The sequence below is a fragment of the Achromobacter spanius genome (assembly GCF_039673305.1).
GTDB lineage: Bacteria > Pseudomonadota > Gammaproteobacteria > Burkholderiales > Burkholderiaceae_B > Achromobacter > Achromobacter spanius_F.
This window is the reverse complement of record NZ_JBDJLJ010000006.1, coordinates 135,330-148,770: the sequence shown is the minus strand read 5'-3', so window position 1 is coordinate 148,770 and position 13,441 is coordinate 135,330. Positions and strand designations below refer to the sequence as shown.

The window sequence follows — 13,441 nt, the reverse complement described above, 5'->3', positions numbered from 1 at the left end:
CAATACCTGCTACTGAAATCCGTACAGCCGCGCCGGGTTGTCCACCAGCACGCGCTGGCGCAGCCCGGCATCGGGACACGCCTCAAAGAACGTGTCCACCAGTTCGCCATCGTCGGGCATGTCGCCCGCCACATTCGGATGCGGCCAGTCCGTGCCCCACAGGGTTCGGTCCGGCATCGCCTCGACCAGCGCGCGCACGAACGGAACGCCCTCCGCGAAGGGCCGCTTGCCCGACGCGATGCGGTCGATGCCGGACACCTTGACCCAGGCTTCGCGCACATCGGCCAGGCTGAGCAAGGCGCGCATCGCGGGCGAGTCCAGCCCGTCGGCCGCCTTCAGGCGCCCCATGTGGTCCACGACGAACGGCACCGGCAGCTTGAGCAGCCGCGGCAGCAGCTCGGGCAGCATCGCACCGTCCACGTGCAGGCACAGGTGCCATCCCAGCGGCGCGATCAGCGCGACCACATGGTCGAAGACCGACGGATCGGGCGCGCCGCCCAGGTGCGGCACGAAGTTGAATCGCGCCGCGCGCACGCCGCCCTCGTGCAGCGCCTTGACGCTGGCCGCGGTGGCGTCGGCGCCCAGCAGGCCCACGCCGCGGTAACGGCCGGCGCTTTGCGCCAGCGCATCCAGCAGCGCACGATGGTCCGACCCATGGCAATTGGCCTGCACCACGACAGCGCGCTCGATCCCCAGGTGCGCATGCAGCGCCGCCATTCGGGCATAGGGCGCGTCGGGCGGCGTGTAGGAACGCCCTTCGGCATAAGGGAAGACGTCGCCGGGTCCGAACACATGGCAATGGGCGTCGCAGGCGCCCGGCGGCAGCGCATGGCGGGGACGGGAGGGCGACGCAAGCGGGGGACGGCAATCGGACACGGCGGCTTCCTGCATGGAAAGCGCCATGGTCGCGGATTGCCGGATGCCTAACAATGCTATATCTTATATTTCAGATATAGATAAATTAAATATCCGATGGATCTGAAGCAAATCGAGTACTTCGTGCGCGTGGCCGAACGGCGCAGCTTCTCGCGCGCAGCGGAAATGCTCGACGTGGCGCAACCCACCCTCAGCCGGCAGGTCCGGCTGCTGGAACTGGAGCTTGGCCAGCACCTGCTCTACCGCAACGGCCGTGGCGCCGAGCCCACCGAGGCGGGCCTGCGCTTCCTGGAACACGCCCGTGCGCTGCTGACCCTGGCCGAACGCGCCAAGGAAGACCTGCAGACCCTGCGGGAGACGCCCACCGGCAAGGTGGTGGTCGGCCTGCCGCCGCGCATCGCCCGCGTGCTCACGCCCCCGCTTGTGCAGGCGTTCCGCCGCCGCTTCCCCGACGCCTCCATCGCCGTCGCCGAAGGCCTGAGCGCGCAGGTGCGCGAATGGCTGCTCGCGGGCAGGGTGGACCTGGCCCTGCTTTACGATCCCGCCCCCTCGCCACAACTGGCCTACGAATCGCTGTTCCGCGAAGACCTGGTCCTGGCGGCCGCCGCCGGCCATCAGCCGCCCCTGCCCGCCCGCGTGCCGGTCGCGCGCCTGGGCGACTACCCGCTGGTGCTGCCCAGCCTGCCCAACGCCATCCGGACCCTGGTCGAAAGCGTCTGCCGCGCGCAGGGCGTGCGGCTGAAGGTCGCGGCCGAGGTCGACGCCGTCCAGACCATCGTGGAACTGGCCGCCCAGGGCGACGCGTACGCCATCCTGCCCCGCTCGGCCGCACGCGGCCCCGCCGCCGAGCATGAACTGTCCCTGTGCGACATCGGCTCGCCCACGATCACCAACAACCTGGTATTGGCCAGCGCCCGGCACCGCCCCGCCACCCGGCTGGCCACGGCCACGGCCCAGCTCATCCGCGGACTGCGACTGGCCGAACTCTTCGCCCCGCGCGGGCAGCCCCCCTCAAAAGAGTTAAAATAACGGGCTACTTTTCTTGTTTGGCGGCTCGTTGCTGTCAAAGTCCTGTTGGCGTCTCACCTCAAACAATGACCACTATCCTCCCGAACCTGCCCACCGGCCAGAAAGTCGGCATCGCCTTTTCCGGCGGCCTGGACACCAGCGCGGCGCTCCTGTGGATGCGCAACAACGGCGCCATCCCCTACGCCTACACCGCCAACCTGGGCCAGCCCGACGAATCCGACTACGACGAGATCCCCCGCAAGGCCATGGCCTACGGCGCCGAGAACGCCCGCCTGATCGACTGCCGCGCGCAACTGGTGGCCGAAGGCATCGCCGCCCTGCAATCGGGCGCGTTCCACATCTCGACCGCCGGCATCACGTACTTCAACACGACGCCCATCGGCCGCGCCGTCACCGGCACGATGCTGGTGGCCGCCATGAAGGAAGACAACGTCAACATCTGGGGCGACGGCAGCACCTTCAAGGGCAACGACATCGAGCGCTTCTACCGCTACGGCCTGCTCACCAACCCGGAACTCAAGATCTACAAGCCCTGGCTGGACCAGCGCTTCATCGACGAACTGGGCGGCCGTTCGGAAATGTCCGAATACATGCGCCAGGCCGGCTTCGACTACAAGATGTCGGCTGAAAAGGCCTACTCCACCGACTCGAACCTGCTGGGCGCCACCCACGAAGCCAAGGACCTGGAACAGCTGAATTCCGGCATCCGCATCGTCAAGCCCATCATGGGCGTGGCGTTCTGGCGCGACGACGTCGCCGTCAAGGCCGAGGAAGTCACGGTCCGCTTCGAAGAAGGCCAGCCCGTCGCCCTGAACGGCGTCGAATACGCCGACCCCGTCGAACTGCTGCTCGAAGCCAACCGCATCGGCGGCCGCCACGGCCTGGGCATGAGCGACCAGATCGAAAACCGCATCATCGAAGCCAAGAGCCGCGGCATCTATGAAGCCCCGGGCCTGGCCCTGCTCTTCATCGCCTACGAACGCCTGGTCACCGGCATCCACAACGAAGACACCATCGAGCAGTACCGCGAAAACGGCCGCAAGCTGGGCCGCCTGCTGTACCAGGGCCGCTGGTTCGACCCGCAAGCCATCATGCTGCGCGAAACCGCCCAGCGCTGGGTTGCCCGCGCCATCACCGGCGAAGTCACCATCGAACTGCGCCGCGGCAACGACTATTCGCTGCTGAACACCGTGTCGCCCAACCTGACGTACGCGCCCGAGCGCCTGTCCATGGAGAAGGTCGAAAACGCGCCCTTCACGCCGGCAGACCGCATCGGCCAGCTCACCATGCGCAACCTCGACATCGTCGACACCCGCGAAAAGCTGTTCACGTACGTCAAGACCGGCCTGCTCGCCTCCAGCGGCACCTCGCTGCCCCAGCTCAAGGACGAAGCCAAGAAGAAGTAATTCTTCCCGGCCAGCAAAAAACCCTCGGATCGCTCCGAGGGTTTTTTTCGTCCTGCAGTTCGGCTACAGCTCGACCTGCATCCCCATTTCCACGACGCGGTTGGCCGGAATCTTGAAGAACTTCGTGCTGCGCGTCGAGTTGCGCGCCATGAACGAAAACACCGCGCGCCGCCACCGCGAGATGGCCGGCTTCTTGGCCGCCACCACGGTCTGCCGCGACAGGAAGAACGACGTGCGCATCGGCTCAAGGTCCAGTTCCGGATAGGCCTCGGCCACCAGCCGCAGCGCCTCCGGCACGTCCGGATCCTCCTTGAAACCGTAGTTGACGGTCGCCGTCCAGCTCGACGCGCTGAGCTTGCGCACCTCGAACCGCTCTTCGGCCGAGACATACGGCACGTCCGCCACCAGGATCGTCAGGAACAGCACGTGGTCGTGCAGCACCTTGTTGTGCTTGAGGTTATGCAGCAGCGCAGGGGGCACGTTGCCCGAGTTCATCGTCATGAAGATGGCCGTGCCCGGCACGCGCGAAGGCGGGTATTCCTCGAGCTGCTCCATGAATTCCTTGAGCGGCTGGCGGTCGCGCTGCTGCATGTCCGACAGCAGGCGCCGGCCGCGGCGCCACGTCATCATCAACGTGAACACCACGATCGCCACCGCCAGGGGCAGCCAGCCGCCTTCGTGAATCTTGAAGACGTTGGCCGAAAACAGCAGCACGTCCAGCAGCAGCAACAGGCCCAGCACCAGGAACCACATCATGCGCTTGATGCCGGTGCTGCCGCGCGGGAGCACCGCGAACGCCAGCACCGAGGTCGTGAGCATGGTGCCCGTGACCGCGAAGCCGTAGGCCGCGGCCAGGTTGTCCGAATTGCGGAACCACAGCACCAGGATCAGCACCGCGCAAAGCAGCAGCGCATTGACCTGGGGCAGATAGATCTGGCCCTTTTCGACCGCCGACGTATGCAGGATCTGCATGCGCGGCCAGAAGCCCAGCTGCACCGCCTGGCGCGTCACCGAATACGCGCCCGAAATCACGGCCTGGGACGCGACAATGGTGGCGATGGTGGCCAGCGCGACCAGCGGCGCGAGCCCCCATTCGGGAGCCATCAGGAAAAAGGGATTGCGGATCGCGGTGGGATCGCGCAGCAGCAACGCGCCCTGGCCGAAATAGCACAGCGTCAGCGCCGGAAGCACCATGCTGAACCAGGCCCGGCGGATCGCCGGACGGCCAAAGTGGCCCATGTCGGCATAAAGCGCCTCGGCGCCGGTCAGCGCCAGCACCACGGCGCCAAGCAGCACGAAGCTGATCCACGGGGCTTCGACGATGAAGCGCAGCCCCCAAATCGGGTTCAGCGCGGCAAGCACCTCGGGGGTCTGCCAGATCTGCCAGCCGCCCAGGGCCGCCAGTGTCGCGAACCACAGAAACATCACGGGGCCGAACAGCTTGCCCATCGTCGCCGTGCCGTGCGACTGGATCGCAAACAGTGCGATCAGCACGACCAGCGCGATCGGCACCACCCAACGGTCCAGCGTATGCGAAACGATGCCGATGCCCTCCAGCGCCGACAACACGGAAATAGCCGGCGTGATCATGCTGTCGCCGTAGAACAGCGCCGCGCCGAATATGCCCAGCACGATCAGCACCCAGCGCAGCTTGCCTTCGCGCGCGCGCACCGCCAGCTCCAGCAGCGCCAGCGTGCCGCCCTCGCCGCGGTTGTCCGCGCGCAGCACCAGGGTGACGTATTTCAGGGACACCACCACCATCAGCATCCAGAACAGGATCGAGAGCACGCCCAGCAGGTGGGCCGGCTCCAGGTCGGTGTGCACGCTGAGCCCGGTCAGGCACGCGCGCAACGTATACAGGGGGCTGGTGCCGATATCGCCGTACACCACCCCCAGGGCGCCCAGGATCAGGGCGGCCCGCGACGAAGGCGCGTGCATGCCGCCCGCGGGGCTTGCGGACGAGGAAGGAGCGCTGACAGTGCCTTGGCTCATGATGCGGGTTCTTGACGAGTGAGTTGAGCCCCTTTGCGGGGGCCGGGGAACACGACGGACAGCCGCGTCCCGGAGAAGTCGGGGCGGCTGGTGAGCTTCCACCAGGCGCCATGCGCGTGCGCGATTTCGCGCACGATGGCCAGCCCAAGGCCGGAACCGCCCGCCGTCGCGGTGGGCGACCGGTAGAACGCTTCAAAGACGCGGTCGCGCTCTTCGGAAGGAATGCCCGGCCCGTCGTCCTCTACCGTCAGCGACGGGGGATTGGCGCCCACGATCAGCGTGATGCGTCCCGTGAGATTGCCGTAGCGCAAGGCGTTGTCGATCAGGTTGCCCAGCAGCTCCGCCAGCAACAGGGGATCCGCATCGATCCAGATGGGCGTCTCGGGCGCAACCAGGTCCAGCTCGTAGTGGGCCTCGCGCACGCGCGGAAACCATTCGGCGCCGTGCACCCGCACCCATTCGCACAGGTCGATGCGCACAAAGCTGTCCTGCGGACGGGCATTGGGGTCGGCGCGCGCCAGCACCAGCAACTGCTGGCCCAGCCGGATCATGCGGTCGCTGACCGCCTTGATGCGCTCGGCGCGGGCCCGGACATCGTCGGGCAAGGGACGAGCCAGCATCAGCTCGGATTCCAGGCGCAGGCCGGACAACGGCGTGCGCAACTGGTGCGCCGCGTGGCCGATGAAGCGCCGTTGCGCGGCGAGCGAAGCGTCGAGCCGCAGCAGCAGGTCATTGGTGTGGGTCACCAGCGGTTCGATTTCCACCGGCACGCCGGCCACTTCCAGCGGCTGCATGTCGTCGATGGAGCGCTGGCGGATTTCCTCGGACAGATGGTTCACCGAACGCAGGCCCGACCGCACGCCTTGCATCACCACCCAGGTGAAGAGCGCGATCAGCGCCACCTGCCCCACCACCATCAGCCAGAAGAAATCTTCCAGCATCCAGAGCGACATGTCGATCTTGTGCGTGATGACCCAGGTGGCCGCAAGATCCAGCAGGACGAGCAGCAGGATCGGCGGCATCAGTCGGATGACCAGATGCCGCGCAAGCGAACGGGAGGGAAGCATGGGGCGCGCAGCCGGGGACGGGTGAGGTGTGCGTTCCTGCGTCATGCCGCGTGGCCCTCGATTAGGCGGGGGGATATGCGAGGCCGGCGTACGCCGGCCACAGCCGGCGCGTCAGGCCGCTTCCACATCCAGCATGTAGCCGAAGCCGCGCACCGTCTGGATGCTGGCGCCCGTGCCTTCCAGGCGCTTGCGCAAGCGGTACACGTAGACTTCGACAGCGTTTTCGCTGAAATCCGCATCCCAGGCGGACAGCGAATTCACGATCTGGCGCTTGGTCACGACGCGGCCCACGCGGGCCATCAGCATTTCCAGCACGGAGAGTTCGCGCACGGACAGCGACAGGCGCTGGCCGTTGGCGCGGACCTCGCGGCCGACCGTGTCAAACACCAGGGGCCCCACTTCGATGAGGGGCTGCGCCTGGCCTGCGCGGCGGCGGCCAAAGGCGCGCACGCGGGCGGCCAGCTCGGGCAGTTCGAAAGGCTTGGTGACGTAGTCGTCCGCCCCGGCGTCCAGACCGGCGACGCGGTCTTCGATGCCATCGCGGGCGGTGAGGATCAGCACGGGAACCTGGTTTCCGTCCTGGCGCAATTGGCGCAGCACGTCCAGGCCGCTCATGCCGGGCAGGTTGAGGTCGAGCAGCATGAGGTCATACGGCTGGCCTGCCAGGGCGCCCAGGACACGGTCGCCATCAGTCAGCCAGTCGACCGCATAACCCTGGTCGGCCAGGAATTCCTGGAGCGCATGGCCCAGGGTGGTGTCGTCTTCGATTACCAGAACTCGCATGCCGCGATTCTAGCGCGATCCAAAAAAAAAGGGGCGCGAAATGCGCCCCCTTCCCAGGAATCGTTCACCCGCCGGACGGTGCCGGCGCCGGCGCACCGCCAGCCGGCGCACCGGCTGCGGGAGCGCCGCTCGACGGCGGCGTCGTGACGAAACCGATGCGCGTCATGCCCGAACGGCGAGCCGAGGCCATGACCTTGGCCAACGTTTCGTAGCGGGTGTTCTGGTCGGCGCGGATGCGGATCTCGGGCTGCGGCTTGGTGCCGGCGATCGACTTGAAGCGATTGGGCAGGTCATCGATGTTGACCGGCTTCTCGTCCCAGAACAGCGCGCCGCTGGCGTCGATGGCCAGGTCGACCGTCTTGGGCTCTTCCTCGATCTGCTCAGCGGCCACCTGGGGCATGTTGATCTTGATCGAATGCGCAAGCAGCGGCGCCGTGATGATGAAGATCACCAGCAGCACCAGCATGACGTCGATCAGGGGCACCATGTTGATCTCGGAAACCGCATGGCTCCCGGATCCCTTGCCCTCAAAGCTGCCAAAGGCCATTATTCGCTCCCGCGTTGGGCCGCGGCGCCATTCTGGCGGCGCAGCGCGCGTACCTTGCCGTCGGACAGCGCAACTTGCTGGCCGGTGGTCAGGAACGCAAACAGGTCATGCGCAAAGGCGTCCAGGCGCGACAGGAACACGCGGTTGTTGCGCACGAAAGTGTTATACGCCAGCACCGCGGGAATTGCCACCGCAAGGCCCAGGCCCGTCATAATCAGCGCCTCGCCCACCGGGCCGGCGATGCGGTTGATGGTCACGCCATCGGACAGGCCGATGCCGACCAGCGCGTGGTACACGCCCCACACCGTGCCGAACAGGCCCACGAACGGCGCCGTCGAGCCCACCGAAGCCAGCACGGTCAGGCCGTTTTCGAGCTTCGCGGTTTCTTCGTCGATCACCTTGCGCATGGTGCGCGTGACAAAGTCGGAATTGCTGCCGGACTCTTCCAGCTTGGTCGCGCCGAACTTGTTGTGGTGCGCCTGCGCGTGCATCGCATGGCTGGCCAGGTGCGAGAAAGGATCGCGCGCGCCGTGCGTGTTGATTTCGTGTTCGACCTGCTCCAGCGAGCTGGCGTTCCAGAACTTGTTCAGGAAGTCGGCCGAGCGCTTGCGCATGCTGACGTTGCTGGCGACCTTGACCAGGATCAGGTACCAGGTCACCAGCGACATCAGGATCAGGATGATGAACAGGCTCTTGCCCACGAAATCGCTCTGGGCGACGAAGTGCAGGAAGCCCATGTCCGGCACGGCAGCCGGGGCCGGAGCGGCGGGCAGCGCGGCGGCGGCGCTGTGCAGCGCGTCGGCCGATTGCTGGACGGCGCCGGCGGCTTGCTGGGCGACGTCGCCGGCGGTCGTGGCGGCGTGTTGGGCTGCGGGCGCGGCGGCGGCTGCGGCGGGCGCAGCGGCTGCAGCCGGCGCAGCCGGGCTGGTGGTCGCCTGCGCCACCAGGGTGGCGCTATGCAGTGCGTTGGACATCTCAGTTCCTCATTACGAAATCGAACGGAATTTTGGCTTTGGCGGGATAAGCCACGCCATTACGGGTATACGGCTTGAAACGACCTTTGCGGGCGGCGGCCAGCGCCGACTCGTCCAGACGCGGAAACCCCGACGAAGCGTCGATGGTGGCGCGTTCGACCAGCCCCTGGGTGTTGATCTCCACCAGGACCACGACCCGGCCCTCTTCCCGCATGCGTCGCGACGCCATCGGGTAGTTCGGCATGGGACGCGCGCCCTGGAATTCGATGCTGGAAACCAGCACGGGCTGATCGGGCGGCGGACCTTGCTGCGGCCCCTGCGGCGCCTGCGTGCCTTCCGGCGCGCCGCTGGGCGGCGTCTGCTGGGGAGGCGTTTCCGGCTTCGGCTCGGGCTTGACGTCCTGCTTGGGCTGGGGCTTCGGCTTGGGCTTGGGTTTCGGAGGCGGCGGCTTGGGCGCCGGCATCGGCGGTTTCTCGACCACGGGCTCGGGTTCGGGTTCCGGCTCGGGCTTCAATTCGGGTTCGGGCTCGGGTTCAGGTTCGGGCTCGATCTCGGGTTGCGGCTCGGGCGGCGTCTCGGTCACCGGCTGCGGCACTTCGGGGGTGGGTTCGGCTTTGGCGATCTGGGGGATGGGGGCATCCACCACACTCACCATGATTGCCTCGGGTTCCTCCAATTCAGGACGACTTTCCGGCGCCATGAAGATGGCGCCGATCACCGCCGCATGAAGCGCGACGACCGCCAGGCCAGCGCCTGCGCGTATACCAAAAGAAGACCGCGAAGAAGAATTCCAACCGGGTTGAAGACTAGGCATGAATCAGCCAGGGAGCATTGACTTATCCGGCCTGCCAGGGGCGCGGCGCGCACAGATGATGGCGCCGGCTGGCCGGTACAAGCCCAACATAGTATCTTAAATGCGAATGATTCGCACGTTGTATTTCGTCTGGGACAACGCCACAATACTGACCGGAATCAATGCGGGGCCGATAACGCGCCGAAAAAAACAGGTCCGAAGCCGGGGCAAATGCCATCCCTGCCGTCGCGCCTTGCTTTCCGGGGACGCCGGAAAACAAAAAACCCGCCACGGCGACGTGTGCGGGTTTTGCGGAAAATCGAGCATTGCTTTTGGTGGGTGCTACAGGGGTCGAACCTGTGACCTACGCCGTGTAAAGGCGCCGCTCTACCAACTGAGCTAAGCACCCTTTCGGTGCAGTTGCAGGACGAAAATTCGTGCCAGGCAACTGCCAATCGGGATACTCAAAAGCAATACGCGGGCCGGAGTATACCGGACCGCGTACTTGTGGGCAAATCGCAGAGGGCCGCGCCGTGCGATCAGCCTGCCGTCTATTAGTTGACGGCGTCCTTCAGGGCCTTGCCCGGACGGAACTTCGGCACCTTGGCCTTTTTGATCTTGATGGTTTCGCCGGTGCGCGGGTTACGGCCAGTGCGCGCGGCACGAGCCGACACGGCAAACGTGCCGAAACCAACCAGCGTGACCGTACCGCCCTTCTTCAGCGTGGTCTTCACGGCACCGATCAGGGCGTCGAGCGAACGGCCGGCAGCAGCCTTGGAGATATCGGCCTTGCTGGCGATATGATCGATGAGTTCGGTTTTGTTCATGCAGGTATACCCCTCACAAGGTGTGGAGTCTGCCGGGAGCGCAGTTCATGGCCGTCATGATTGGATGCCACAAATGGACGCAAGACCAGGCAAACGACGAACAGACAGTGGATAAACTTTTTTCTTGCGCTGCAAAGCACAACTTTTAAACTGCTGCGCCGCTTAGGATTCAAGGGCGTATTGCCCTCAAACCGTCAGCGACGCAGACGTGTATTAGGCCTTGGCGTAGAGCGGCTGTCAAGCGAAAACCTGACCGCAACCCGCGTCAATACTAGCTTTTAGGCGTTTTCGCAATAAACACAAACGCGAATTTAGGGATTTGCGCGACACCCCGGAAAAACGCTTTAGGCTTCATCAAACGTCTGCCCATCGACGCAGCAGGTTGTGATAAATGCCGGTCAATTGAACGATCGACGCATGCCCCGCCACATCCTGGTTCAGGCGCTGTATGGCCACGTCCATGTCCAGAAGCAGCGCCCGCTGGCTGTCCTCGCGAACCAGGCTCTGCATCCAGAAGAAAGCGCTGACGCGCGCGCCGCGCGTCACCGGATTGACCTTGTGCAGGCTGGTTCCGGGATACAGCACCATATGCCCCGCGGGCAGCTTCACCGTGCGCGGGCCGTATGTGTCGTCAATGACGAGTTCTCCGCCGTCGTAGGAATCCGGATCCGAGAAGAACAGCGTGGCGGACAAGTCCGTACGCACGCGCTCGGCCGTGCCGGTGATGCCGCGCACGGCATTGTCCACGTGATAGCCGAAGGCCTCGCCGCCTTCGTAGCGGTTGAACAGCGGCGGAAAGATCTTGCGCGGCAAAGCGGCCGACATGAACAGGTTGTTGCCCGCCAGGCGCTGCAGGATCAGCGCGCCGATCTCTTGCGCAAGGGGGTGTTGCTCGGGCAACTGCCGATTGCGCTTGACCTCGGCCGACTGATAGCCCGCCGTGACTTTGCCGTCGACCCAGTCGGCGGCGTCGAGCCGGCTTCGGATATCCGCCGCCTCTTGCGGCGTAAACACTTCTGCGATCTGTATGAGCATGGGTTCCTACCCCGGTTGCGAGCCCGGCGCGTTCAATGCCGGATCAGCGCCTGCCGCATTATCCCTTCAGGCATCCGTTGAGCGCCTGATCGAAATCAAACAGCAAATCGGCCTCGTCCTCGATGCCCACCGACACCCGGATCAGGCTGTCCGCGATGCCCATCTGCTGGCGGCGCTCGGCGCCCATCTCGTAGTAGATGGTGTGGGCCGCGGGCAGCGCCAGGCTGCGGGTATCGCCAAGGTGGGTCGCCATCAGGACGACGCGCAGGCGATTGAGGAAATCGAAGCAATCGACGCCGTCGGCCAGCTCCACGCCGAGCAGGCCGCCGAAGCGCGAACCGAACAGCGCCGCCGCGCGCGCATGCTGCGGATGGCTGGCGAGGCCGGGATAGTGCACCTTGGCCACGCCCGGATGCTCTTCCAGGAAGCGTGCCAGCGCCAGCGCGTTCGCGCAGTGCTTGGCCATGCGCAGGGCCAGGGTCTCGGCGCCCACCGCGATGCGGTGCGCCGGCTCGGCGGCGAGCGTGCCGCCCATATCGCGCAACCCCTTCTTCTTGATCTGGGTCAGCCCCCAGCCCGTGGACGGGCCCTTGCGATAGGCTTCATAGATGTTGTCGTTGCCGGCCCAGTCATACAGACCAGTATCCGTCACGGCGCCGCCCAGCGCGTTGCCGTGCCCGCCGATGTACTTGGACAGCGAATTCATCACGAGCGACGCACCCACCGATGCGGGCCGGAACATCCAGGGCGAGGTCAGCGTGTTGTCCACGACATAGACCAGCCCCTTCTCGCGGCAGATCTCGCCGATGACGGCCAGGTCGGCAACCTGCGTACCCGGGTTGGCGATGGTTTCGGTAAAGACCATGCGCGTGTTGGGCTGGATCGCCGCACGCACCTGCGACGAATCCGTCGCGTCCACGAAGGTGATCTCGACGCCCAGTTCCTGCAGCGTGCCGAACAGGCTGTTCGTGTTGCCGAACACGAACTGGCTGGACACCAGGTGGTCGCCGTGGCGCAGCAGCGTGGTGAAGATGGCTGCCAGCGCGGCCATGCCGGTCGAGAAACTGACCGTCCCCTTGCCGCCTTCCATCTGGCTGATCTTGGCTTCGAGCGCGGTCGTCGTGGGCGTGCCCTGGCGCGCGTACGTGAAGCCCGCCTTGCCCTGGAAAACGGCGGCCAGTTCGCGCGCGTCTTCGTAGGCGAACTCGGACGACGGATGCATCGGCTTGTGCACCGCTCCGTGCTCGACGGATTGATTGCGGTCGGAATGGAGGATCGTGGTGGTAAAGCCGTTCTGGTGCATGATGGGCTGACGCGAAAAGAAGGGTGTCGACAAATAAGGATGGATTACGACTGGCGCTGGCGCACGGTCTCGTACAGGCAGACGGCGCTGGCCACGCTGACGTTCAGGCTTTCCACCGAGCCCAGCATGGGAATGTTCACCAACTGGTCGCAGGTCTCTCGGGTAAGGCGGCGCATGCCCTCGCCTTCGGCGCCCATGACCCACGCCATGGGCTGGCGCGCGTCGATCTGGTGCATGCTGCCGGTGGCCTCATCGTCGGTGCCGACCAGCCACACGCCGCGATCCTTCAGGCTGCGCATGGTGCGGGCAAGGTTGGTCACCATCAGGTAGGGAACGGTATCCGCCGCGCCGCAGGCGACGCGCTGGACCGTGGCGTTCAAGCCGACTGCCCGGTCCCTGGGCGCGATCACGGCGTGCACGCCCGCGGCATCCGCGGTGCGCAGGCAGGCGCCCAGATTGTGGGGATCGGTCACGCCGTCGAGAATCAGCAGCAGCGGCGGGCCCTCGACCACGTCGAGCACTTCGTCGACATCAACCGCAAGCTGGCGCTCGTCGGCCAGCGCCACGACGCCCTGATGGCGAGTGCCACGCGACAGGCCGTCCAGACGCTCCATGGGCACCGGATGCAGGCGACAACCCGCCTTTTCAGCCTGCTCGATGAATGTCTGCATGCGCTTGTCGCGGCGCGAGGCCTCGACATAGATTTCCTTGATCGACTCGGGCGCGTGGCGCAGCCGCGCGACAACCGCGTGAAACCCGGCCAGAACTTGGGTCGACGCCATAAAACAGTACCTTTAGATAAACGAATA

At 65.6% G+C, this 13,441-nt stretch carries 13 protein-coding genes and 1 tRNA gene; 2 read left to right on the top strand and 12 right to left on the bottom strand.

Annotation, left to right across the window (positions count from 1 at the left end; translation table 11 throughout):
* Window positions 1-9: 9 nt before the first annotated feature.
* A complete protein-coding gene (locus tag ABE485_RS08565; protein ID WP_346514910.1) occupies window positions 10-876 on the bottom strand; it encodes an amidohydrolase family protein in 867 nt (288 codons plus the stop codon).
* A gap of 96 nt (window positions 877-972) precedes the next feature.
* On the opposite strand from ABE485_RS08565, the gene ABE485_RS08560 reads away from it, so the two are divergent.
* Window positions 973-1,905: a LysR family transcriptional regulator gene (locus tag ABE485_RS08560; protein ID WP_346514857.1), complete on the top strand. Its 933-nt coding sequence runs from the start codon at window positions 973-975 to the stop codon at window positions 1,903-1,905.
* A gap of 65 nt (window positions 1,906-1,970) precedes the next feature.
* Window positions 1,971-3,311, top strand: coding sequence for an argininosuccinate synthase (gene argG / locus ABE485_RS08555; RefSeq protein ID WP_346514856.1), 1,341 nt, complete (start codon window positions 1,971-1,973; stop codon window positions 3,309-3,311).
* Between the two features lie 63 nt (window positions 3,312-3,374).
* Here argG and ABE485_RS08550 read toward each other — a convergent pair whose 3' ends face one another.
* The 11 genes from ABE485_RS08550 to rlmB all read right to left on the bottom strand — a co-directional run bounded on the left by ABE485_RS08550 (window position 3,375) and on the right by rlmB (window position 13,414).
* Window positions 3,375-5,303, bottom strand: coding sequence for a potassium transporter Kup (locus tag ABE485_RS08550; RefSeq protein ID WP_346514855.1), 1,929 nt, complete (start codon window positions 5,301-5,303; stop codon window positions 3,375-3,377).
* A complete protein-coding gene (locus ABE485_RS08545; protein WP_430795403.1) occupies window positions 5,300-6,370 on the bottom strand; it encodes a sensor histidine kinase in 1,071 nt (356 codons plus the stop codon). Before ABE485_RS08545 ends, ABE485_RS08550 begins: the two co-directional genes overlap by 4 nt.
* 111 nt (window positions 6,371-6,481) lie before the next feature.
* On the bottom strand, window positions 6,482-7,153 hold the full coding sequence (locus tag ABE485_RS08540) for a response regulator transcription factor (protein ID WP_008164454.1): 672 nt from the start codon (window positions 7,151-7,153) through the stop codon (window positions 6,482-6,484).
* Between the two features lie 64 nt (window positions 7,154-7,217).
* On the bottom strand, window positions 7,218-7,700 hold the full coding sequence (locus tag ABE485_RS08535) for an ExbD/TolR family protein (RefSeq protein ID WP_346514853.1): 483 nt from the start codon (window positions 7,698-7,700) through the stop codon (window positions 7,218-7,220).
* Window positions 7,700-8,674 carry a MotA/TolQ/ExbB proton channel family protein gene (locus ABE485_RS08530; protein WP_346514852.1) on the bottom strand — a complete coding sequence of 325 codons (975 nt, stop codon included), beginning with the start codon at window positions 8,672-8,674 and terminating at the stop codon, window positions 7,700-7,702. Before ABE485_RS08530 ends, ABE485_RS08535 begins: the two co-directional genes overlap by 1 nt.
* Window position 8,675: 1 nt before the next feature.
* A complete protein-coding gene (locus ABE485_RS08525) occupies window positions 8,676-9,488 on the bottom strand; it encodes an energy transducer TonB (protein WP_346514851.1) in 813 nt (270 codons plus the stop codon).
* A 312-nt stretch (window positions 9,489-9,800) separates the two neighbouring features.
* Window positions 9,801-9,876: transfer RNA gene (locus ABE485_RS08520), tRNA-Val, on the bottom strand.
* Between the two features lie 145 nt (window positions 9,877-10,021).
* Window positions 10,022-10,294 (bottom strand): HU family DNA-binding protein, encoded by a 273-nt coding sequence (locus ABE485_RS08515; RefSeq protein WP_003812968.1) that lies wholly within the window; start codon window positions 10,292-10,294, stop codon window positions 10,022-10,024.
* Between the two features lie 354 nt (window positions 10,295-10,648).
* The gene (locus tag ABE485_RS08510) at window positions 10,649-11,329 is read right to left on the bottom strand and encodes a Fe2+-dependent dioxygenase (RefSeq protein WP_346514850.1); all 681 of its coding nucleotides are present in this window, start codon (window positions 11,327-11,329) and stop codon (window positions 10,649-10,651) included.
* Window positions 11,330-11,387: 58 nt separating this feature from the next.
* Window positions 11,388-12,632, bottom strand: coding sequence for a cystathionine gamma-synthase family protein (locus ABE485_RS08505; protein WP_346514909.1), 1,245 nt, complete (start codon window positions 12,630-12,632; stop codon window positions 11,388-11,390).
* 44 nt (window positions 12,633-12,676) lie between these two features.
* Window positions 12,677-13,414 (bottom strand): 23S rRNA (guanosine(2251)-2'-O)-methyltransferase RlmB, encoded by a 738-nt coding sequence (gene rlmB, locus ABE485_RS08500; RefSeq protein ID WP_346514849.1) that lies wholly within the window; start codon window positions 13,412-13,414, stop codon window positions 12,677-12,679.
* Window positions 13,415-13,441 lie beyond the last annotated feature (27 nt).